Below are 19,642 nucleotides of genomic sequence, written 5' to 3'. Positions count from 1 at the left end.
GTTAGGCGAGCCTCACCTTGCTTGTGAGGCCCGTCACGCGTACTTTCGGCCATTCCTTGGAGCCCCCATGCGAGCCGCCAGACTCTCCGTCGTCACCGCCGTCGCCACCGCGGCGGCCCTGACCGCCGTCACCGGCTGCACCGAGAAGAGCAGCGCGAACGACGGCGACCACGTCATCAACGTGACGGCCACGGACGACACATGCGAAGTGTCGAAGAAGGAGTTCCCGGCCGGGCACGTCGAACTCGCCGTCGAGAACAAGGGCTCGAAGGTCACCGAGGTCTACATCCTCTTCCCCGACGACCGCGTGGTCACCGAGCGGGAGAACATCGGCCCCGGCACCAAGCAGCGGGTGACCGCCGAGGTGAAGGCGGGCGACTACCAGATCGCCTGCAAGCCCGGCATGAAGGGCAAGGGCATACGGCAGGCCGTCAAGGCCACCGGCGGCAAGGCGGTCAAGCGCGACCCGCGCCTGGACCAGGCCGTCGCCGACTACCGCGCCTACGTCCAGCAGCAGGCCGACGAGACGCTGCCGCTCGCCGAGACCTTCGCCAAGGCCGTCAAGGACGGCGACATCGAGGCCGCGAAGAAGGCGTACGCGCCCTCCCGCATCGGCTGGGAGCGCACCGAGCCGGTCGCCGAGTCCTTCGGCGACATCGACCCGAAGGTCGACGTCCGCGAGGACGGCCTGGAGGACGGCCAGGACCCGGCCACGGACTGGACCGGCTGGCACCGCCTGGAGAAGGCCCTCTGGCAGGACAAGAAGATCGGCGACCGGGAGAAGGAACTCGCCGACCAGCTGATCACCGACCTGAAGGACTGGCAGGAGCGGGTCGGCAAGGCCGAGATCACCCCGACCTCCATGGCCAACGGCGCCAAGGAACTCCTCGACGAGGTCGCCACCGGCAAGGTCACCGGCGAGGAGGAGCGCTACTCGCACACCGACCTGGTCGACTTCAAGGCCAACGTCGAGGGCGCGCAGAAGTCCTACGAGCTGCTGAAGCCCGTCGCGAAGGAGAACGACGCGGCGCTGGCCACGGAACTCGACAAGCAGTTCGCCGCGCTGAACACGCTGCTCGACAAGTACCGCTCCGACAAGTCGTCGTACGACTTCGTGTCGTACGACAAGGTCGGCAAGGCCGACCAGAAGGAGCTGTCGGACGCGGTCAACGCCCTCGCGGAGCCGCTGTCGAAGCTCGCCGCCGCAGTCGTGAAGTAGGGGACCCGACCATGACGGACGACACCAACGCTCCGGCTCCCACCCGTCGTGCGCTGCTCGGCTGGGGCGGCGCGGGGCTCGCGCTCGGCGCCGCCGCGGCCGGCGGCGCGGTGGCGGTGGCCCGTACCGGGGACGACCCGGACCCGGCCGCCGGGGCGGGCGCCGCGGTCGCGTTCCACGGCGCCCACCAGGCGGGCATCGCCACGCCGGTGCAGGACCGGCTGCACTTCGCCGCCTTCGACGTGACGACCGACGACCGCGCCGAGTTCGTGCGGATGCTGAAGGACTGGACTCAGGCCGCGCGGCGGATGACCGCGGGCAGGGCGGTCGGCGAGGGCGCGTACGGCGGTCTGGCGGAGGCGCCGCCGGACGACACCGGTGAGGCCCTCGGCCTCAAGCCGTCGCGGCTGACGCTGACGATCGGCTTCGGACCGTCCCTGTTCGAGAAGTTCGGCCTGCGCGAGCACCGCCCGGAGGCCCTCGTGGACCTGCCGAAGTTCGCGGGCGACAACCTCGACGCGAACCGCAGCGGCGGCGACCTGTGCATCCAGGCCTGCGCCGACGACCCGCAGGTCGCGGTGCACGCCGTGCGCAACCTGGCCCGCATCGGCTTCGGCAAGGTCGTCATCCGCTGGTCGCAGCTCGGCTTCGGCAAGACCTCGTCGACGACGCCCGAGGCGCAGACCCCGCGCAACCTGATGGGCTTCAAGGACGGCACCCGCAACATCTCGGGCACCGACACGGCGAAGCTGAAGAAGTTCGTGTGGGTGGACGCCGCCGACGGTCCCGAGTGGATGACCGGCGGCTCGTACCTGGTCGCCCGGCGCATCCGCATGCACATCGAGACCTGGGACCGCACCTCCCTGCAGGAGCAGGAGGACATCTTCGGCCGCGACAAGGGCGAGGGCGCCCCGGTCGGCAAGGCGCACGAGCGCGACGAGCCGTTCCTGAAGGCGATGAAGCCCGACGCGCACGTGCGGCTCGCCCACCCCGACTCCAACCAGGGGGCGACGATCCTGCGCCGCGGCTACTCCTTCACCGACGGCACCGACGGGCTCGGCCGCCTGGACGCGGGCCTGTTCTTCCTCGCCTACCAGCGCGACGTCCGCAAGGGCTTCATCCCCGTCCAGCGGAACCTGGCGACGGACGCGCTCAACGAGTACATCCAGCACGTGGGTTCGGCGGTGTTCGCCGTCCCGCCCGGCGTCCGCGACAAGGACGACTGGTGGGGCAGCACGCTGTTCTCCGAGGAGGCGTGACGCCGTGTTCTCCAACTACCTGATCGGCCTGCGCGAGGGTCTGGAAGCCAGCCTCGTCGTCTGCATCCTCATCGCCTACCTGGTCAAGACCGGCCGCAGGGACGCCCTGAAGCCCATCTGGATCGGCATCGGCATCGCGGTCGCCATCGCGCTGGGCTTCGGCTGCGTCCTCGAATTCGGCTCGCAGGAGCTGACGTTCCAGGCGCAGGAGGCGCTCGGCGGCTCCCTGTCGATCCTCGCCGTCGGCCTGGTGACGTGGATGGTGTTCTGGATGCGGCGCACCGCCCGGCACCTGAAGTCCGAACTGCACGGCAAGCTGGACGCGGCCCTCGCGATGGGCACCGGCGCGCTGGTCGCCACCGCGTTCCTCGCGGTGGGCCGCGAGGGCCTGGAGACCGCCCTGTTCGTGTGGGCGTCGGTGCACGCGGCGAGCGACGGCACCCCGCGTCCGCTGCTCGGCGTGGCCCTGGGCCTGGTGACGGCGGTGTTCCTCGGCTGGCTGTTCTACCGCGGGGCGCTGCGCATCAACCTCGCCAAGTTCTTCACCTGGACCGGCGGCATGCTCGTCGTCGTGGCCGCGGGCGTGCTGGCGTACGGCTTCCACGACCTGCAGGAGGCCGACTTCCTGCCGGGCCTGGCCGACAAGGCCTTCGACATCTCCGACACCATCCCGCCGGACAGCTGGTACGGCACCCTCCTGAAGGGCGTGTTCAACTTCCAGCCCGACCCGACCGTCCTCCAGGTCACGGTGTGGCTGCTGTACCTGATCCCGACGCTCGCGCTTTTCCTCGCCCCGGTAGGGTTCGCCTCCGGAAAGGGGAAGGTGAAGGTACCCGATGAGCAGGGATCGCGGCCCTCGAAGGCTCCGCAGGCTTGACCGGAGCGCCCTCATAGCGGCCTCGGTGACCGCTTTGTCGTTGACGGCGAGCGGATGCGTGGTGGTCCACGGAGAGCGCGAGGTGCTCCCCGCGACCACCCGGGCCGAGGCCGCGAAGGCGCTCCAGCAGTTCACGACCGCGTACAACAAGGCGGACAAGGAGTACGACAGTTCCCTGGACGCCGGCCACACGACCGGCGCCCTCGCCGACATCGACTCGGCGCGGCTGAAGGCCGGCCGTGCCAACAACCCGGACGGCAATCCGCAGCACACTCCGCTGAAACTGACGGACGCGAAGTTCACGATTCCCAAGAAGGCGGGCTGGCCGCGCTGGTTCGTCGCCGACGCGGCGGGCAACAAGGGCGGCGACGCGCGCTGGCTGCTGGTGTTCACCCGGAACGGCCTGGACGAGACCTGGCAGGCGGCGTATCTGACGCTGGTCGCCCCCGACGACGTACCCGAGTTCAAGACGGACAAGGACGGCTGGGCGGAGGCCGTCCCCGCGAACTCCGCCGAACTGGCCGTGCCGCCCGGGGAGTTGAGCAAGGACTACGCGACCTATCTGAAGGACGGCGGGGACACCTTCGCGGACGGCAGTCACACCAGCGGGTGGCGCGCGGACCGGAAGAAGAACGCCATCAGGCCGGGCCTGGTCACGCAGTGGATCGACGAGCCGGTGACCGGCGGCGACTACGCCCCGCTGGCGCTGCGCACGGCGGACGGCGGTGCGCTGGTCTTCTTCACCACGCGCCACTACGAGAAGCAGACGGCCCACACCGGTACCTCCGTGCCCACCCCGAACGACTCCGTGCTGGCGCTGACGGAGGGTGAGGTCAAGCAGTCGCTGACGATGGAGCTCGTCTCGAACGAGGTGGCGCTGGACCCGCGGAAGGGCTCCGGGAAGGTGTCGGTCCTCGGGCGCATCCAGGGGCTGACGTCGGCGAAGGGCGAGTAGCCCGCGCCGGTTTCAGTGGTGCAGGGGCCAGGCCGTACCCGCGCGGTCGGGCTCCTCGCCGACGTACCGGGCGCACGAGTCGGTGAGGACCTCCAGCAGGCTCAGCGGGTCCGGCAGCGGATGCTCGGGCCCGCGGACCCAGTGCACCGACTGGCCCTCGCCGGGCAGCCGGGCGGGCGGTACGAGGACGTAGGAACCGCGGCAGTGCCAGCGCAGGCCGGGGTGCTCGTCCATCGTCTCGGGGTGGCAGTCCAGTTCGCACGGCCACCACTCGTCCTCGTCCTCGGGGGTGCCGCGGGTGAGGGTGAAGAACAGCATGCGGCCGTCGTCGCTCTCGGCGACGGGACCGACGTCGACCCCGGCGGCGAGCAGCCGCTGAAGCGCCTCGCGCCCGGCGTCGAGGGGCACGTCGAGGACGTCGTGCACCATGCCGGTCGCGGTGATGAAGTTGGCCTGCGGCTGGTGCCGGGCCCAGCGTTCGATCTGGGCGCGGTCGGTGGTGGACTGGGTCTGCCAGGCGAACGACACCGGGTGCCGGGCCGGGGTGGGGCAGCCGACGCGGTCGCAGGAACACCGGTAGCCGGGGGCGGGGTACGCGGCGGGCGCGAGCGGCAGACCCGCCCCGGCGGCGGCGAGCAGCAGGGCTTCCCGGCCGCCGTCGTCGGCGGTGGTCTCCTTCGGACGGCGTCCCCGCAGCCACTGGGAGAGTCTGCCCTGCCGGCCGGTCCGGCCGCCGAACTCCGCGCTCATCTATCCCCTCGCCTCGCTGTCGTGCGGAACAGCATGCCCTATGGTCCCATCATCCTCCGCTTCGGGGGGCCGATGCCCCATTCGGGTGAGGCGGGACGAGGCGTACCCGGCCCCTGGATCGAGTGTCATTGCGCGCTTTGGCGGGATTTACCGACCTACCGTGGTCGTCATGGTCACATGGAGCGCGCTGACGAGCCTGGCCTCCGCGGCGTCGGTGGTCTCGCTGGCCCTCGCGGGGCAGGGCGGCGCGCCGACCCCCCTGGAGTGGGGCGCGGGACCGCTGACGGTCGACGCGCTCCCCCGCATCACGTACGTCGCCCATCGCGGCGGCGCCCGCGAGGTGCCCGAGAACAGCATGTCGGGCCTGATGGCCGCGTACGAGCGCGGTACGGCACAGGTGCTGGACGCCGACACGCGGATGCTGCGGGACGGCACGGTGGTGGTGATGCACGACGCGACCCTGGACCGGACGACGCACCTGGGCGGCGAGGTGCGCGAGCTGGATCTGGCGCGGTGGCGGGGCGTACGGCTGCGGCCGAGGGCGTCGCTGCCCGGCAGTTGGCGTGCGGAGCGGCCGCCGACGGTGGCCGAGGTGCTGGACCGTCTCGGCGGGCGGATCGTGCTGATGCTGGAGGTGAAGGACCCGCGCAGCCTGCGGCGGCTGGCCCGGCTGATCCGGGACCGGGGCCTGACCCGTTCGGTCTTCGTGAACTCCAACGATCCCGCGGTGGCCCGCCGCGTCCACCGCCTCGGCCTGCTCTCCCAGTTGTGGCGCTCGGCCCGCCAACTGCGCACCGACCGGCCCGAGCGCTGGCGGTCCTTCGTGGATCTGCTGGACGTCGACGTCAACGCCCGGAACAGGGACCTGGTAAGGGCCGTACGCTCCGGAATCCCCCGAGTGTGGGCCCACACAGTCCTCACCCCCGCCCAGCGCGACCGCGCACTGGCACTCGGCTGCGACGGCATCATCACCGACGCCCCCGGACGGCTGACACGGCACCCCACCGGGCGGTCTCAGCGCGGCGCGAGGCCGTGGAGGGCGTAGTCGACGAGGGCGTCGGTGTACTCGTGGGTGATCGGGGCCGTGCGCTGCAGCCAGCGCTGGGCGAGCGGGGAGACGAAGAGTTCGAGGGCGATGCGCGGGTCCACCTCGGGGCGGACGTGGCCGGCCTCCTGCGCGGCGCGCAGCCGGTCGGCGTAGAGCTGGAGCGACGGTTCCAGCACCTTGGCCACGACCTGCCTGCACAGCGGCTCGTTGACGACGCTCTCCGCGGCCAGCGCCCGGGAGGGTGCCTCGAACGTCGGGTCCTTCAGCTCGTCGACGGTGGCCCGCAGGGCGGCCTTGAGGTCGGCGGCGAGGTCACCGGTGTCCGGGAGGGCGTACGTCGCCTCCCCCGCGGCCTCGGCGGCCTGCTCGCCGAGGTCGAGGAATGCCTCCATCAGGACGTCCGCCTTCGACGGCCACCACCGGTAGATCGTCTGCTTCCCGACGCCGGCGCGGGCGGCGATGCCCTCGATGGTGGTCTTGGGGTATCCGACCTCCGCGACGAGGGCGAGGGCGGCGTCGTAGATCGCGCGCCGGGACTTCTCGCTGCGGCGGGTGGCGTCGGGGGTGGGCTTCGTGACCATGGGTCCGACGGTAGCAGGGAGGTGAGACGGTGCGTCTCGTCGGGCGCCGGCACCGCGCGGCACAAGCCCGTGCGCCGCGCGGTGCGGTCAGGACGCCGTCGGTGACGCCCATCGGGCGGTGATCGGGCCGTGCTCAGGGGCGGACGTACGGCCGGGTCATGATCTCCATGTTGTGGCCGTCCGGGTCCTCGAAGTACGCGCCGCGGCCGCCGAACAGCCGGTTGATCCGGCCGGGTTCGGTGTGGCCGGGGTCGGCGTAGTAGGTGACCCCGACGGTCTCCAGACGGGCGATCATCCCGTCGAACCGGTCCTCCGGGACGAGGAAGGCGTAGTGCTGCGACTGGATCGGCTCGTCCCGCTTCTCGTAGTAGTCGAGCGTCACGCCGTTGCCGAGGTCGACGGGCAGGAACGGGCCGAACGGAGCGCCGACCTCCAGCCCGAGGACGGCGGCGAGGAACTCGGCGGACAGGCGCCGGTCACTGGCGTAGACGGCGGTGTGGTCGAGCCGGACGGCGGTGGCCGACGGCTCGGGGTGGGGGTACGGCATGAGTGGCTGCCTCCGGGTCTTCGGATGTGCTGGGCGTGGATGCGAAGACGCGGAGAAGGGGCGGGCCTCTCGCCCGCCTCCGGCTCACGCCGAGGCCGGGACCCTCACTCGTGCGTGGCCCATGGCCGACCCGGCAGTCACGCGGCCGACTCTAGTGATCATCGGAGGGCGGGGCAACGGCGTTTCCCGGCCGGAGGGTCAGCCCTGCGCGGGAGGCCAGGCGTCCCCCCAGTCCGCGTCGCGGGCGGCCTTGTACAGGTCGCCGTGGCGCTTGGTGACCGTCCGCCGGGGCAGCTGCGCGTCGGGCTCGCACAGGTCGAGCAGGACCTGGCCCTTGCGGATCTGCGGCCTGCGTACGACGCGGGAGGCGGCCGGGGTCACCGGAAAACGGGCGGCGGCGACGTAGCCGAACTTCTCGTCCTCGTAGGCGAGGGAGCCGCCCTTCACCTGACGGTGGAGGGAGGAGCGGCTGACCCGGGCCGAGAAGTGGCACCAGTCCGTGCCGGGAGTGATGGGGCAGGCGGCGCTGTGCGGGCAGGGCGCGGCCACCTGGAACCCGGCGGCGACGAGACGGTCACGGGCCTCGATGACGCGGGCGTAGCCGTCCGGGGTGCCGGGTTCGACGATCACGACGGCCTGCGCGGCGGCCGCGGCGGCGTCGACGAGGGCGGCGCGGTCGGGGGCGGTGAGTTCGTTGAGGACGTAGGAGACGGTGACAAGGTCCGTGCTCTCCAGGGTCAGCGCCGCCCCGATCCGGGAGCGCTGCCAGCGGACGTCCCGCAGGGCAGGATGGGCGGCGGCGATCTCCCGGCCGAGGGCGAGCGCGGGCTCGGCCCAGTCGAGGACGGTGACGGGCCGGGTGCCGTCCCAGGTGTCGGCCGCGGCCCAGGTCGCCGCGCCGGTGCCACCGCCGACGTCCACATGGCTGCCGGGCACCCACTCGGGCACCGCTTCCGCGAACGCCCCCAGCGCCGACCGGACGGCCTCGAAGGTCGCGGGCATCCGGTAGGCGGCGTACGCGGCCACGTCCGCGCGGTCCCGCAGGATCGGCGCGTCGGTCGGGGTGTCTCCCCGGTAGCTGGCGATGAGCCGCTCCACGGCCTGCGCGGCCTGCCGGGGCGGCAGCCCGTCGAGCAGACCGGCGAGGGCGGCGCGCAGAGTATCGGCGGCCGGGAGTGCGGGGGCGTTCACCCGGTGATTCTACGAGGATGAGGGATGGGGTACGGCGCTCGCCTCCGGTCACCGGGCCGAGCGGCATCACCGGATGGCTCGGCGCGATCGCGGACAGCAGGGTGCCGGCGCGATGAGCCCACTCGGCATCCGGACGGTGGTCGCGTGACGTCCCCGGCCCCGGCCCCGGCATCACCCAGCCACGTCGAGCAGCTCGCTGTGTGATGATGCACCGCACAACGAGCGGCCCTGGGGAGGGGCCTAGGAGAGGGGCGGGAGCTCACCGTGGGCAAGGACGGGGCGTCCATACCGGACGAGGAATGGGAGCGCTTCCTGCGGGAGGCCGAGGCCGGCACGCGGGGTGCGCCCGAGGAGCCGTCGGCGCGGGCCCGGATGGTGTCGCGCCGGCTGCGGGAGGAGACCGGCCCGCCGGAGGGCTGGCGGACCCACCGACCGGCCCGGCGGCAACGGGGCAAGGGCTGGTACGTGGTCGGTCTGCTGGTCGCGGTCGGCTTGCTGGTCGTGGCGCTGGATCCGGGGCGGGTGGTCGGATGGTTCGCGGGCGGAGACGGCGAGAGCACGCCGCTCGCCGCGGAGTCGGAACGTCCGGATCAGCCGCCCGCGACGGAGGCCGCAGCCCAGCAGCCCACGGTGGAACGGCCGTTCAGGGGCTCGCCCGCGGCGCGGTGGGCCGACGGGACGGCGGGGATCCACCTGCCCGCGGCACGGGCGACCGGCTGGATGAGCAAGGAGCAGGTCGCGCAGGCACTCGATCGCACCCGGGACTTCCTCGCCGCGTCCAGTCTGGATCCCGGTGTGCTGCGTGGGGAGCGGCCGAAGAAGGCGATCGCGCTGCTCAACCCGCATCAGCAGGATGTCCAGGACTACCTGGCGACCGCGTTCACCGCACCCAGCCGGGAGAACGACCCTCTGCTGCTGTTCAGCCGGTTCGAGAAGGCGAAGGTGCGGCTGGTCGGCGACGTGGTCAAGGCCCGCGGGCGGATCACGTACCGGGAGGGTTCGCGCGGTGCGGTCGAGGTGAGCACCGATGTCACGTACGTCTATCCGGTCGTGCGCGCCGCGGCGGGAAGCGACGAGGTCGCGCGCACCGTCGTGCGCCGCGAGGTCGTGATGAGCTGGGACGACCCGGCGAAGGTGGTGATCGAGCCGGGGACGTTCTCCCTCGTCTCGTACAAGGTGGACACCACCAACGGCGGCTGCGACAGCTTCACCGGCTACTTCACTCCCGAGTTCACCGCCGAGCGCGCGGCCACGGGCTCGGGGAACGGCCCCGAGGTCGACCCGTACGACCGGAGCAAGTCGATGGACGAGCGCATGCGCGAGGCCGGCGACGCGGGGTGCGGTACCGCCACACGGTCGTGAGCGGCACGGGCGGTTCGCGCGGCTTCTCGCGGGCGGCCGGTGTGCTCGCCGTCCCTCACCTCCCCCGCACCGCCCGGGCCACCCGTGTCCCCGCCGCCGCTCTCGGCCCGTTGGCCGGGCCCCGGCGGCGGGGGTGGACCGTGTTCGCCAGAAGGACCAGGAAGGTGTCCGTGGCCGGGTCGAAGGTCAGCATCGTTCCCGTGAAGCCCGTGTGACCCGCGGCTCCCCGGCCCGCCATCCCCCCCATGAACGACGGCTCGTCGAGGGCGAAGCCCAGTCCCGGCGGAGTCAGCATCAGCTCGACGAAGTCGGTGCCGAGGATGCGAGCCTGGCCGTACGAGCCGCCCGCCAGCAGGGCGCGGCACAGGACCGCCAGGTCCCGTCCCGTGGAGAACAGGCCGGCGTGACCCGCCACCCCGCCGAGCGCCCACGCGTTCTCGTCGTGGACCTCTCCGCGCAGCATCCCCCGGTCCGCCTTGGCCCACGGCCGCCGCTGGTCCTCCGTCGCGGCCGCCTCGGGGCACGGCCCGAAGTGGGTCGCCGTCATGCCCAGCGGGCGGGTGATGCCGTCGCGGAAGAGGACGTCGAGCGGGCGGCCGGTGACGCGTTCCAGCACGTGCTGGAGGAGCAGCATGTTCAGGTCGGAGTAGCAGAAGGCGCCGGGCACCCCGACCGGCGGCTCGGCGCGCAGCCGCTCCAGCCGCTCGGCGTCGTCCACGCAGTCGTACAGCGGCAGTTCGGGCCGCAGCCCGGAGGTGTGGGTGAGCAGCTGCCGCACGGTGATGCCGTGGCGGGCCGCCGCGAGGAAGTCCGGCAGGTACGCGCCGACCTGGGCGTCGATGCCGAGCGTGCCCCGCTCGATCTGCTGCACGGCCGCGACCGACGTGAACAGCTTGGTCAGCGAGGCGAGGTCGAAGGGCGTGTCGACGGTCATCGGCACCCGGGAGGCGGCGGGCAGTTCCACGCCCGCGTCCGTCTCCGGGTCGTACGACGCGTACCGGACGGCCCAGCCCGCCGCCTCCTCCACGGCGATCACCGGGCCGCGCCCGACGACCACGACGGCGCCCGCCGCCCAGGGGCGTTCCCCGGCGGTGGCGTCGTGGACCTCCTGGACGAGCCGGCCGAGTTCGCCGGTGTCGAGTCCGGCTCGTTCCGGTGTGCCCTTGCGCAGTTTCGGCGCGCTCAGCTGTCTTCCCCCGAGTTCTCGGCCGCACGTGTGGTCCAGGGGCGGCACATTCCCACGAAGCAGGCCAGCGCCACCAGTGCGGCGACCAGTTGGACGACCGCCATCGGGACGGCGGTGCCCTCCCCGGCGACGCCGACCAGGGGGGAGGCTACCGCGCCGATGAGGAAGGAGGACGTGCCGAGCAGGGCGGACGCGGAGCCGGCGGCCTGCTTCACCCGCATCAGGGCGAGCGCCTGGGTGTTGGGCAGGGTGATGCCCATCGCGGACATCAGCACGAACAGGGCGACGGCGACGGGCGCGAGGCCCACCTCGCCGAAGGCGCCCAGCGCCATCAGCAGCAGCGCGGTCGCCGCGGTGATGACGACCACGAGTCCCACGCCCAGCACCCGGTCCAGGCTGACCCGCCCGACCAGCACCTTGCCGTTGATCTGGCCGACGAGGACCAGGCCGACGGAGTTGACGCCGAACAGCAGGCTGAACGTCTGCGGGGAGGCGCCGTAGATCTCCTGGACGACGAACGGCGAGGCCGAGACGTAGGCGAACAGCGCGGCGAAGGCGAATCCGCCCGCGAGCATGTACCCGGCGAAGGGGGCGTCCGCGAGCAGGGCGCGCATGGCGCGCAGTGCCTCGCCGGCACCGCCGCTGTGGCGTTCGGCGGGCGGCAGCGTCTCGGGGAGTTTGGCCCAGACGAGCCCGGCCAGCAGCGCCCCGACGGCCGTGAGGACCACGAACACGCCCCGCCAGTCCGTCACCCGCAGGATCTGGCCGCCGATGAGCGGCGCGACGATCGGGGCGACGCCGCCGATCAGCATGAGCGTGGAGAAGAAGCGGGCCATGGCCACGCCGTCGTACAGGTCTCGGACGACGGCCCGCGCGATGACGATTCCGGCCGCGCCCGCGAGGCCCTGCGCCAGCCGGAAGGCGACCAGCAGTTCGACGGTGGGCGCGAGCGCGCACAGTGCGGTGGCGAGGACGTACACGGCGAGCCCGGCCAGCAGCGGGCGCCTGCGGCCCCACCGGTCGCTCATCGGCCCGACGGCCAGCTGGCCGAGCGCCATGCCGGCCAGGCAGGCGGTGAGCGTGAGCTGGACGGTCGCGGCGGGGGCGTGCAGGGACTCGGTGACCTCCGGCAGCGAGGGGAGGTACATGTCCATCGCCAGCGGGGGTGTGGCGGTCAGTCCGCCGAGGATCAGGGTCACGAGCAGGCTGGTGCGGCCGGTGCCGGGGTGTGCGCGGGCGGCCGCTCCGGTGTCCGGTACGGCCGCCTGCGACGGGTTCGGTATGGACGCCCCACGCTCGGGCATGTGCCCCTCCCTCTCGATCGGTCCGCCCCCTATGCTCTCAGCTCGTACACGGTGCCGGGTGTCATGGAGCGAGGGTGAGGGCCGGGATGACGGCGGAGAGCGTGCGCTGGGGGATCCTGGCGACCGGCGGGATCGCGGCGGCGTTCACGGCGGACCTGGTCGACCTGCCGGACGCGGAGGTCGTGGCGGTGGCCTCGCGGAGCGAGGCTTCGGCGAAGGCGTTCGCGGAGCGGTTCGGGATACCGCGGGCGTACGGCGACTGGGGTGCCCTGGCCGAGGACGAGGACGTCGACGTGGTGTACGTCGCCACCCCGCACTCGGCGCACCGGGCGGCCGCCGGGCTGTGCCTTGGGGCCGGGCGGAACGTGCTGTGCGAGAAGGCGTTCACGCTGAACGCGCGCGAGGCGGAGGAGCTGGTCGCGCTGGCGCGGGAGCGCGGGAGCTTCCTGATGGAAGCGATGTGGATGTACTGCAATCCGCTCGTCCGGCGCCTGGCGGAGCTGGTGCGGGACGGCGCGATCGGCGAAGTCCGCAGTGTGCACGCCGACTTCGGGCTGGCGGGACCCTTCCCGCCCTCGCACCGGCTGCGGGACCCGGCGCAGGGCGGGGGCGCGCTGCTCGATCTGGGCGTGTATCCGGTGTCGTTCGCGCAGCTGCTGCTCGGGGAGCCGTCGGACATCGTGGCGCGAGCCGTGCTGTCGGAGGAGGGCGTCGATCTCCAGACGGGTGCCCTGCTCTCCTGGGACAGCGGCGCGCTCGCCTCGCTGCACTGCTCCCTCATCGGGGGTACGGCGACCTCCGCGTCGGTCACCGGCTCGGCCGGCCGCATCGACGTGCCGTACGGCTTCTTCTTCCCGGACCGTTTCGTGCTGCACCGCGACGGCCGCGACCCGCAGGAGTTCGCCGCCGACCCGGCCGACGGTCCCCGCAACAGCCTCAAGCACGAGGCCCGTGAGGTGATGCGCGCCCTGCGCGCCGGGGAGACCGAGTCCCCGCTGGTCCCTCTCGACGGAACGCTCGCCGTGATGCGGACGCTCGACGCGATACGGGACCGCGTCGGCGTCCGCTACCCCGGCGAAGCCGGCGCAACGGGCGAGCCGGAACTCACGCCGGCCTGAGGGGTCCTTTCACTGTGAGCGTCCGATCAGGTCGCGTGGTCAGGTGCGGTGCCAGGCCGCGCGACCCGGACGGGCATAGTCCCGTTGACTGAACCAAAGCCTACGTATTCGCAGGTCAGAGACCATTCCTGCTAGTTTGGTGAGCTTCAGGCGTGTGGACGGCCGGCGTCGACGATCCGCTCGTACGGGACGAGCTCGCCGACGTCCCGGCCACCATCGTCCGCCGGGTCCGCGACCCGCGTACCGGCGCCATCCCGCTGTGGCCGCCTACGACTACGAAGAACGCCTCTGGAACCCACCCGCACCCCTGCTGTTCCAGTGGGACCGCGCCGGAGAGCCCTCCCGCATGACCGGCGAATTCATCCGCCGCGCCCTGGCCGAGGTCCTCGCCTTCATCGGCGTCACCGACACAACCGGCCGACCCATGGACTTCGCGCCGCACGACTTCCGGCGCATGTTCATCCCCACCGAAGCCGAGTGGGAGGACTTCCTCGGCCACTTCGAACGCCGGAAACTCTCCGTCGAATCCGCGGGGTATCCCCAGCCCAGCGTGCCGTTCACCTCGGAATGCCCCAGTTGAGTCTCCCGTGGGGGGAGAGGCCAAGCTGAGGGCATGGACAGCGACACGCTCTATTCCATCGGAGAACTATCCCGCCGGACCGGTCTGACGGTAAAGACCATCCGGTACTACTCCGACCAGGGCATCGTCCCGCCGACCGACCGCAGCCCGGCGGGCTACCGGCTTTACGGCCTCGACGCACTCGCACGCCTGGAGCTGGCCCGCACGCTGCGCGATCTCGGGCTCGACCTGGCGACCGTGCGCAAGGTGCTGGACCGGGAGGCATCCATACCGGAAGTCGCCGAAGCACACGCCGACGCCCTGGACGTACAGATCCAGACCCTGCGCCTGCGCCGGGCAGTACTACGAGCAGTCGCCAGACACGGCCCCAACACCATGGAGATGGACCTCATGCATCGACTCGCCACGCTGTCCCAGTCCGAACAACGCCGCCTCGTGACCGACTTCATCGACGACGCCTTCAAAGGGTTCGACGCCAACCCCGAGTTCGTTGCCCTGATGCGATCCGCACTGCCCGAGCTCCCCGACGATCCAACGCCTGAACAGGTCAGGGCTTGGGTGGAACTCGCCGAACTCTGCAAGAACCCAGACTTCCGTACCGCGGTACGGCGCATAGCTGAGGAGCAGGCGAAAGAGCCTTCCCAGCAGGACGTCATGGGCCTGCACGACGGTCTCAATCAAGCGATGCGTGAACGCATCGACGAAGCCGTATCCGCTGGCATCCTCCCAGCCTCCGCCAAAGCCGCACCCCTTGCCGAATCACTGGGCGGCCTCTACGGCCACGCATTCGAGCGCGCTGGCGACGGCGATCTGCGCCGCTGGGTCGTCGCCCGCCTGCAGATGACCGTTGACCCACACGCCAAGCGCTATTGGCAGCTCCTGGCGACGATCAATGGATGGCCTGCACCACCAACACTCGCTCCCGTTTACACGTGGTTCACTACCGTTCTTCGCGGTGATTCCACCACGGCAGCGACCTCTTGAGCTCCGGAGGGCATCACGTGAAGTACGACGTCTTACAGATCCTCGGTGTGGCGCTCCTCGTCCTTGGGGGCCAGGGAGCGATCCGCCAGCTTGTCGACCACGACAACGCCGGCCTACTCGGCGGGCTGCCAGGCGGATTCGCGGCCGGCATCACCGTCTACCTCGTCGCCGTCGCCATCGGCGCGGTTGTTGCGGGCTGGGCGCGCGGCAAAGCGAAGGCAGTCGGGCGCAGGAGCTGACGGGGCGACGGGGTGACGGGAAAGCGCACTCGGTCGTCATTCGTTCATCAGTGGAGCAGCTTCCCGCGCGGCGCGGGGACCAAGCCTTAGACGTCGTGTCATTTGGAACACGGCATGGTCATGGGAGTTTTCAGCGTCCGCGTCACTCGGTGCTAGGAGCCGTATGACTGCTTCCACGGGCGAGGTTGGTGACGAGCCCGGGGGTGGCGACATCGATGGGGCGCTGGAAGGTCTGCGCGGCTGTTTCGTGTGCGGCTTTCGGATCTGTCCCTGGCCACAGGTGGGTGAGCATGAGTCTGGCAGCGCCCGCCTGGCTCGCGTACTGGCCGGCCAGTCGTGCCGTCAGCAGATACGGTGCGTCAGCGGCCGGTACCTCGTGGACATACGTGGCTTCCGACAACAGCAGGTCAGCGCCTTCAGCGAGGCGCAGGATGTCGCGGCTTGGACCGGTGTCGCCGGTGTAGGCGAGCACGGCATCCGGCGTGGTCAGCCGGATGCCGGCGTTGGGCACGAAGTGCGGCAGGAGCCAGGTGTCGGTTCTGAACGGGCCGATGTCGAACCGGTCGCCGGGCTGGAACTCGCGAAGGCGGTACGCCTCGGCGAGCATGCTCGGTTTGTCGAGCGCGAGAACGGCATCGACCGCGCCGCGGGGTGCGTACACCGACAGTGCCGGCGGTGGCGTGTCACTCAGGCCTCGGGCGCGCAGGAGAGGGTTGAGGTCAGCGCAGTGGTCAGGGTGTCCGTGGCTGATCAGCACGGCGTCAATGGAGTCGACGGTGTTGTGGTCGAGCAGGCGTGGAAGTGTGGCGTACCCGGGGTCGATGAGCAGGCGGAAACCGGCGTACTCGATGAGGTAGCCGCTGCATGCTTGAACTGCGGTGGGCCACGCCCCGCAGCCGCCGAGAACGGTCAGTTGCATACCAAGGAACACTAGCTGGCATGCCGTAGTCGTGAGCAGGCATTTTCGGGGCATGGGGGCGGAGGTGATCGAGACGTTGGCGCGGTCGACCCCGACGGGCCGACGCTTCACCGAGTGGTCCGCCGCCCGGGCCTGGGCGAAGCTGCACCGCCTCGTCCTCGACGAACTCGGCTCGCGCGGCGAGTTGGACTGGTCACGCTGCGCGATCGACTCGGCGAAGATGCGGGGCTGGGCGGTTGCCGCCGCCTACACCGCCGCCATGAACGCAAGGCCGAGCATTTCCTGGCCTTCACCGCGATCGCCAGCAGCCTCATCTGCTACCGCGGACTCGCCAAATGAGACGACGTCTTGGTTCAGAGAAGTGAATGGGCCCCTGAGCCCCGGCCCTCGCTACGCTGCGGGTCCATGAACGCCATGCGAACTGCCGAGGATTCGAGGGTCGCGGTGGTGACCGGCGCGGGGTCCGGCATCGGCCGCGCGGTCGCCGTGGAGCTGTTGCGCGCGGGCTGGTCGGTGGCCCTGGCGGGGCGGCGGCCGGAGAGGCTCCAGGAGACGGCGGCCCTGGTGCCCGAGGGCGCCTCCGTCGCCGTACGGACGGACGTGTCGCAACCCGAGGATGTGGACCGGCTGTTCACCGCCGCCGTCGAGCGCTTCGGGCGGGTCGATCTGCTGTTCAACAACGCGGGGACCTTCGGGCCGGGCGGGGTGCCGGTCGAGGAGCTGCCGTACGACGCCTGGCGGCACGTGGTGGACACCAATCTCAACGGGGCGTTCCTGTGCGCGCAGGCGGCGTACCGGCAGATGAAGGAGCAGGATCCGCAGGGCGGCCGGATCATCAACAACGGCTCGGTCTCCGCGCACACGCCCCGCCCGCAGTCGGTCGCCTACACCGCGACCAAGCACGCACTGACCGGCCTGACCAAGTCGCTGTCGCTGGACGGGCGGCCGTACCGCATCGCCGTCGGGCAGATCGACATCGGCAACGCGGCGACCGACATGACCGCGCGGATGCGGACCGGCGCCCTGCAGGCGAGCGGGGAGATGGCGCCCGAGCCGGTGATGGACGTCGCCGACGTGGCGCGCACGGTGCGGCACATGGCGGAGCTGCCGCTGGAGGCGAACGTGCAGTTCGCGACGGTGCTGGCGACGGCGATGCCGTACATCGGGCGGGGCTGAGCGCACATCCGCCCGATCGTCAATTCCTCAACCTGCACAAGCGGAATGTAAGGATCCGGCATGTATCCGCCGGTAGCGGGCTTATGCTCATCACTGTCTCCACCAGAACTTCACACTTGGAGCAGCGAGCTTCCGCAGTCCACTCCCGGGGGGAAGCGGCAGCCGTTCCACGGCACCGGGTGGGGGTGGACCCCGCGTGGGACCGCGGGGTGCGCACCGGTGCGTGCAACGGCTGCCGCGTACGTGGGCCGCTCACCGTCACTCATCGGCCGAGGATCCGCTCAACCTCGGCCATCTGAGCGGCAGTGAGCGGCCCCTTCGCCATCGCGCCCGCGTTCTCCTCCGCCTGGGCGACCGAACGGAACCCCGGGATCGGGACCGTCCGGGGGCTGCGCGCCCACAGCCAGGCGAGGGCGCCCTGGGCGGGCGTACGGCCTTCGCTGGTGAGGATGTCCCGCAGCGCGTCGACGCGGGCGAGCCACTCCGGGTCGGCGCCGGACCCGTCACCGAAACCCTGCAGCCAGGCCGGCGGCCGGCTGCGGATGTCGCCGGTGTCCAACGGCTGGTGCGCCCTGCGCTTCCCGGTGAGCAGGCCCATGGCGAGCGGGCTGCGGTTGATGCCGGCGAGGTCCGACTCCTCGCACAGCGCGATCATCGCGGGCGCGTCCTGCAGCACGTTGATCGCGAACTGTACGGCCGTACAGTGCTCCCCTGCCGCGAACAGGGCGGCCCGGTCCGGGTCGTCGGTGCTCCAGGCGTACGCGCGGACCAGCCCTTCCCGTACGAACTCCTCGCAGGTGTCGCGCAGTGCGGCGGCGCGCTCCGGGTCCGCGTCGGAGAGGTGGAGCTGGTAGAGGTCGATGTAGTCGGTGCCCAGGCGCTTGAGGGACGCGGTCAGTGCGCGGCGGGCGTGCGCCGGGGAGTCGTCCTTGCCGGTGAGGGTGCGGGTCTCCTCGTCGAAGACGTTGCCCCACTTGGTGGCGACGACCACGTCGGCCCGGTGGCTGCCGAGGGCACGGCCGAGGACGCGTTCGCTGTGGCCGGTGCCGTAGACGTCGGCCGTGTCGAAGAAGGTGACGCCGAGGTCGAGGGCGCGCCGGATCGCCCGTACGGACTCCTCGTCGTCGACCTTCCCCCAGCCCAGGGGCTGTCCGTCGGGGGCCTGCCACTCCCCGCCGATCGCCCAGCAACCGAAACCGAGGGGGCTGACCTCGATACCGCTACGGCCCAGTGTTCGTGTGCTCTCCATGACCGGGGACGCTAGAAGTTGGAGCGCACACGAAGGCAAGACCCCTGCGAGGCGTTTCTTCAGGCCTGCCCGGTCTCGAAGCGCGCGATCTTTCCGTCCTCGTCGACGGTGAAGCTCCACCGGGTGCGCATCTCGCCCCATGTGTCGTTGCTGTAGCGGGCGAGGAGGGCACGTCCGCCCCTGGACTCGTTGTCGACCTCCATATGGCCGTGGGAGGAGAAGATCTCCCGGTCGATCCAGTCCATGAGGTCGCGGTCGGCGCCGTCGTCGGACATGGTCGCGCCGGGCGCGAGCAGCTCCAGAAAGCCCTCGCGGTCGTGGGCGTTGACGGCGGCGACGAAGGCACGGACGGCCGGGTCGCTGAGCCGGGCTGTCTGAATCGTCATGCCGGCCAGCCTCACACCGCCCCCCGGGCCCCGCCACCCGAACGACGCCCCCGCTGGACCCGCCGGGGGCGTCGCGAGGTGTCGGAGGTACGACGGTGGAAAGGCGCACAGGGGGTACTCCAGGGGACTGTCACTGCTGTCTGGTGAGGAGTCGACGTGACCTCTTTCGACCGACGTGATCTCGGCCTGCTGCTGCTCCGTCTGGGGGCCGGCGGCGTGCTCGCGGCGCACGGCGCGCAGAAGCTGTTCGGCTGGTTCGGTGGTGGCGGTATCGAGGGGACCGGCCGGTTCATGGAGTCCGTCGGTTACGCGCCGGGCAAGGAGAGCGCGACGGCGGCGGGCCTGGCCGAGGCCGGCGGCGGCACGCTGCTGGCGCTGGGCCTGGCCACCCCTGCCGCCGGTGCGGCGGCGGCCGGCGCGATGGCCGGCGCGGCCGCGGTGCACACGCCGAACGGGTTCTTCAACCAGAGCGGCGGCTACGAGTACGCCGCCACCCTGGGCCTGACGGCCGCCGGCCTCGCGGTCACCGGCCCCGGCCGCCTCTCCCTGGACCACGCCCTCGGCCACGCGGTCAACCGCGGCTGGATGGTACCGGCGGCCTTCGCGGCCACGGCGGCGGCCACGGCACTGGTCGTCGGGGCGCGCACCAGGAGGGTGCGGCAGGAGAAGGAGGGCGAGCAGGAACCGGTGTTCGAGGACTAGCCGGTGTGCG

The 19,642-nt window shown here is 71.6% G+C and carries 21 protein-coding genes and 1 pseudogene; 13 read left to right on the top strand and 9 right to left on the bottom strand.

What is annotated here, in order from left to right; all coding sequences use genetic code 11:
• Positions 1-67: 67 nt before the first annotated feature.
• From efeO to NW895_RS06085, 4 genes are read left to right on the top strand one after another with little or no spacing between them, the layout of a single operon-like run.
• Positions 68-1,219 carry an iron uptake system protein EfeO gene (efeO, locus tag NW895_RS06100; protein ID WP_289934270.1) on the top strand — a complete coding sequence of 384 codons (1,152 nt, stop codon included), beginning with the start codon at positions 68-70 and terminating at the stop codon, positions 1,217-1,219.
• Between the two features lie 11 nt (positions 1,220-1,230).
• Positions 1,231-2,478 carry an iron uptake transporter deferrochelatase/peroxidase subunit gene (gene efeB, locus NW895_RS06095; RefSeq protein WP_289934269.1) on the top strand — a complete coding sequence of 416 codons (1,248 nt, stop codon included), beginning with the start codon at positions 1,231-1,233 and terminating at the stop codon, positions 2,476-2,478.
• Positions 2,479-2,482: 4 nt separating this feature from the next.
• A complete protein-coding gene (gene efeU, locus NW895_RS06090) occupies positions 2,483-3,355 on the top strand; it encodes an iron uptake transporter permease EfeU (protein WP_289934268.1) in 873 nt (290 codons plus the stop codon).
• Complete coding sequence (locus NW895_RS06085; protein WP_289934267.1) at positions 3,315-4,310, top strand: hypothetical protein; 996 nt, start codon at positions 3,315-3,317, stop codon at positions 4,308-4,310. The genes efeU and NW895_RS06085 overlap by 41 nt, the downstream gene beginning before the upstream one ends.
• 12 nt (positions 4,311-4,322) lie before the next feature.
• Here the strand turns inward: NW895_RS06085 and NW895_RS06080 are convergent, their stop codons facing one another.
• Positions 4,323-5,060 (bottom strand): bifunctional DNA primase/polymerase, encoded by a 738-nt coding sequence (locus tag NW895_RS06080; protein WP_289934266.1) that lies wholly within the window; start codon positions 5,058-5,060, stop codon positions 4,323-4,325.
• 169 nt (positions 5,061-5,229) lie between these two features.
• On the opposite strand from NW895_RS06080, the gene NW895_RS06075 reads away from it, so the two are divergent.
• On the top strand, positions 5,230-6,105 hold the full coding sequence (locus NW895_RS06075; protein ID WP_289934265.1) for a glycerophosphodiester phosphodiesterase: 876 nt from the start codon (positions 5,230-5,232) through the stop codon (positions 6,103-6,105).
• Here the strand turns inward: NW895_RS06075 and NW895_RS06070 are convergent.
• The 3 genes from NW895_RS06070 to NW895_RS06060 all read right to left on the bottom strand — a co-directional run bounded on the left by NW895_RS06070 (position 6,075) and on the right by NW895_RS06060 (position 8,427).
• Positions 6,075-6,689 carry a TetR/AcrR family transcriptional regulator gene (locus tag NW895_RS06070; protein ID WP_289934264.1) on the bottom strand — a complete coding sequence of 205 codons (615 nt, stop codon included), beginning with the start codon at positions 6,687-6,689 and terminating at the stop codon, positions 6,075-6,077. The two genes, NW895_RS06075 and NW895_RS06070, sit on opposite strands and share 31 nt — an antisense overlap.
• Before the next feature lie 133 nt (positions 6,690-6,822).
• On the bottom strand, positions 6,823-7,236 hold the full coding sequence (locus tag NW895_RS06065; RefSeq protein ID WP_289934262.1) for a VOC family protein: 414 nt from the start codon (positions 7,234-7,236) through the stop codon (positions 6,823-6,825).
• A gap of 198 nt (positions 7,237-7,434) precedes the next feature.
• Entirely contained in the window at positions 7,435-8,427 is a 993-nt protein-coding gene (locus NW895_RS06060) for a small ribosomal subunit Rsm22 family protein (RefSeq protein ID WP_289934261.1), read from the bottom strand.
• A gap of 264 nt (positions 8,428-8,691) precedes the next feature.
• On the opposite strand from NW895_RS06060, the gene NW895_RS06055 reads away from it, so the two are divergent.
• On the top strand, positions 8,692-9,789 hold the full coding sequence (locus NW895_RS06055) for a hypothetical protein (protein WP_289934260.1): 1,098 nt from the start codon (positions 8,692-8,694) through the stop codon (positions 9,787-9,789).
• A 55-nt stretch (positions 9,790-9,844) separates the two neighbouring features.
• Here the strand turns inward: NW895_RS06055 and NW895_RS06050 are convergent, their stop codons facing one another.
• Complete coding sequence (locus tag NW895_RS06050) at positions 9,845-11,023, bottom strand: serine hydrolase domain-containing protein (RefSeq protein WP_289934259.1); 1,179 nt, start codon at positions 11,021-11,023, stop codon at positions 9,845-9,847.
• Positions 10,972-12,279 (bottom strand): multidrug effflux MFS transporter, encoded by a 1,308-nt coding sequence (locus NW895_RS06045; RefSeq protein ID WP_289934258.1) that lies wholly within the window; start codon positions 12,277-12,279, stop codon positions 10,972-10,974. The genes NW895_RS06050 and NW895_RS06045 overlap by 52 nt, the downstream gene beginning before the upstream one ends.
• An 86-nt stretch (positions 12,280-12,365) precedes the next feature.
• Between NW895_RS06045 and NW895_RS06040 the strand changes: the two genes are divergently transcribed.
• From NW895_RS06040 to NW895_RS06025, 4 genes are all read left to right on the top strand, one after another.
• Positions 12,366-13,397 carry a Gfo/Idh/MocA family oxidoreductase gene (locus tag NW895_RS06040; protein WP_289934257.1) on the top strand — a complete coding sequence of 344 codons (1,032 nt, stop codon included), beginning with the start codon at positions 12,366-12,368 and terminating at the stop codon, positions 13,395-13,397.
• 259 nt (positions 13,398-13,656) lie between these two features.
• Positions 13,657-13,977: a hypothetical protein gene (locus NW895_RS06035; RefSeq protein ID WP_289934256.1), complete on the top strand. Its 321-nt coding sequence runs from the start codon at positions 13,657-13,659 to the stop codon at positions 13,975-13,977.
• Positions 13,978-14,010: 33 nt separating this feature from the next.
• Positions 14,011-14,961, top strand: coding sequence for a MerR family transcriptional regulator (locus NW895_RS06030; RefSeq protein WP_289934255.1), 951 nt, complete (start codon positions 14,011-14,013; stop codon positions 14,959-14,961).
• A gap of 17 nt (positions 14,962-14,978) precedes the next feature.
• Entirely contained in the window at positions 14,979-15,200 is a 222-nt protein-coding gene (locus NW895_RS06025; protein ID WP_289934254.1) for a hypothetical protein, read from the top strand.
• Positions 15,201-15,342: 142 nt separating this feature from the next.
• Here the strand turns inward: NW895_RS06025 and NW895_RS06020 are convergent, their stop codons facing one another.
• Positions 15,343-16,230, bottom strand: a complete 888-nt coding sequence (locus NW895_RS06020; RefSeq protein ID WP_289934253.1) for an MBL fold metallo-hydrolase — start codon at positions 16,228-16,230, stop codon at positions 15,343-15,345.
• Here NW895_RS06020 and NW895_RS06015 point away from each other — a divergent pair.
• Positions 16,220-16,458: pseudogene (locus NW895_RS06015) on the top strand (IS5/IS1182 family transposase); the annotation flags it as partial. The gene NW895_RS06020 and the pseudogene NW895_RS06015 overlap by 11 nt on opposite strands.
• A gap of 66 nt (positions 16,459-16,524) precedes the next feature.
• Positions 16,525-17,295, top strand: a complete 771-nt coding sequence (locus tag NW895_RS06010; RefSeq protein ID WP_289934252.1) for an SDR family oxidoreductase — start codon at positions 16,525-16,527, stop codon at positions 17,293-17,295.
• A gap of 262 nt (positions 17,296-17,557) precedes the next feature.
• Here NW895_RS06010 and NW895_RS06005 read toward each other — a convergent pair whose 3' ends face one another.
• Both NW895_RS06005 and NW895_RS06000 read right to left on the bottom strand, forming a co-directional pair.
• Positions 17,558-18,544: an aldo/keto reductase gene (locus NW895_RS06005; protein WP_289934251.1), complete on the bottom strand. Its 987-nt coding sequence runs from the start codon at positions 18,542-18,544 to the stop codon at positions 17,558-17,560.
• A 59-nt stretch (positions 18,545-18,603) separates the two neighbouring features.
• Positions 18,604-18,930, bottom strand: coding sequence for a nuclear transport factor 2 family protein (locus NW895_RS06000; RefSeq protein ID WP_289934250.1), 327 nt, complete (start codon positions 18,928-18,930; stop codon positions 18,604-18,606).
• A gap of 156 nt (positions 18,931-19,086) precedes the next feature.
• On the opposite strand from NW895_RS06000, the gene NW895_RS05995 reads away from it, so the two are divergent.
• The gene (locus tag NW895_RS05995) at positions 19,087-19,632 is read left to right on the top strand and encodes a DoxX family membrane protein (protein ID WP_289934249.1); all 546 of its coding nucleotides are present in this window, start codon (positions 19,087-19,089) and stop codon (positions 19,630-19,632) included.
• Positions 19,633-19,642 lie beyond the last annotated feature (10 nt).

Source organism: Streptomyces sp. S.PNR 29 (assembly GCF_030386795.1).
Taxonomy (GTDB): domain Bacteria; phylum Actinomycetota; class Actinomycetes; order Streptomycetales; family Streptomycetaceae; genus Streptomyces.
The sequence above is the reverse complement of the archived record's forward strand: the minus strand, read 5'-3'. Positions and strand labels throughout refer to the sequence as shown.

What these genes read in the sequence shown, in the direction of transcription:
- efeO (WP_289934270.1), top strand. Translation starts at nt 68, where the DNA reads ATGCGAGCCGCCAGACTCTCCGTCGTCACCGCCGTCGCCACCGCGGCG.
- efeB (WP_289934269.1), top strand. Translation starts at nt 1,231, where the DNA reads ATGACGGACGACACCAACGCTCCGGCTCCCACCCGTCGTGCGCTGCTC.
- NW895_RS06085 (WP_289934267.1), top strand. Translation starts at nt 3,315, where the DNA reads ATGAGCAGGGATCGCGGCCCTCGAAGGCTCCGCAGGCTTGACCGGAGC.
- NW895_RS06080 (WP_289934266.1), bottom strand. Translation starts at nt 5,060, where the DNA reads ATGAGCGCGGAGTTCGGCGGCCGGACCGGCCGGCAGGGCAGACTCTCC.
- NW895_RS06075 (WP_289934265.1), top strand. Translation starts at nt 5,230, where the DNA reads ATGGTCACATGGAGCGCGCTGACGAGCCTGGCCTCCGCGGCGTCGGTG.
- NW895_RS06070 (WP_289934264.1), bottom strand. Translation starts at nt 6,689, where the DNA reads ATGGTCACGAAGCCCACCCCCGACGCCACCCGCCGCAGCGAGAAGTCC.
- NW895_RS06065 (WP_289934262.1), bottom strand. Translation starts at nt 7,236, where the DNA reads ATGCCGTACCCCCACCCCGAGCCGTCGGCCACCGCCGTCCGGCTCGAC.
- NW895_RS06045 (WP_289934258.1), bottom strand. Translation starts at nt 12,279, where the DNA reads ATGCCCGAGCGTGGGGCGTCCATACCGAACCCGTCGCAGGCGGCCGTA.
- NW895_RS06040 (WP_289934257.1), top strand. Translation starts at nt 12,366, where the DNA reads ATGACGGCGGAGAGCGTGCGCTGGGGGATCCTGGCGACCGGCGGGATC.
- NW895_RS06030 (WP_289934255.1), top strand. Translation starts at nt 14,011, where the DNA reads ATGGACAGCGACACGCTCTATTCCATCGGAGAACTATCCCGCCGGACC.
- NW895_RS06010 (WP_289934252.1), top strand. Translation starts at nt 16,525, where the DNA reads ATGAACGCCATGCGAACTGCCGAGGATTCGAGGGTCGCGGTGGTGACC.
- NW895_RS06005 (WP_289934251.1), bottom strand. Translation starts at nt 18,544, where the DNA reads ATGGAGAGCACACGAACACTGGGCCGTAGCGGTATCGAGGTCAGCCCC.
- NW895_RS06000 (WP_289934250.1), bottom strand. Translation starts at nt 18,930, where the DNA reads ATGACGATTCAGACAGCCCGGCTCAGCGACCCGGCCGTCCGTGCCTTC.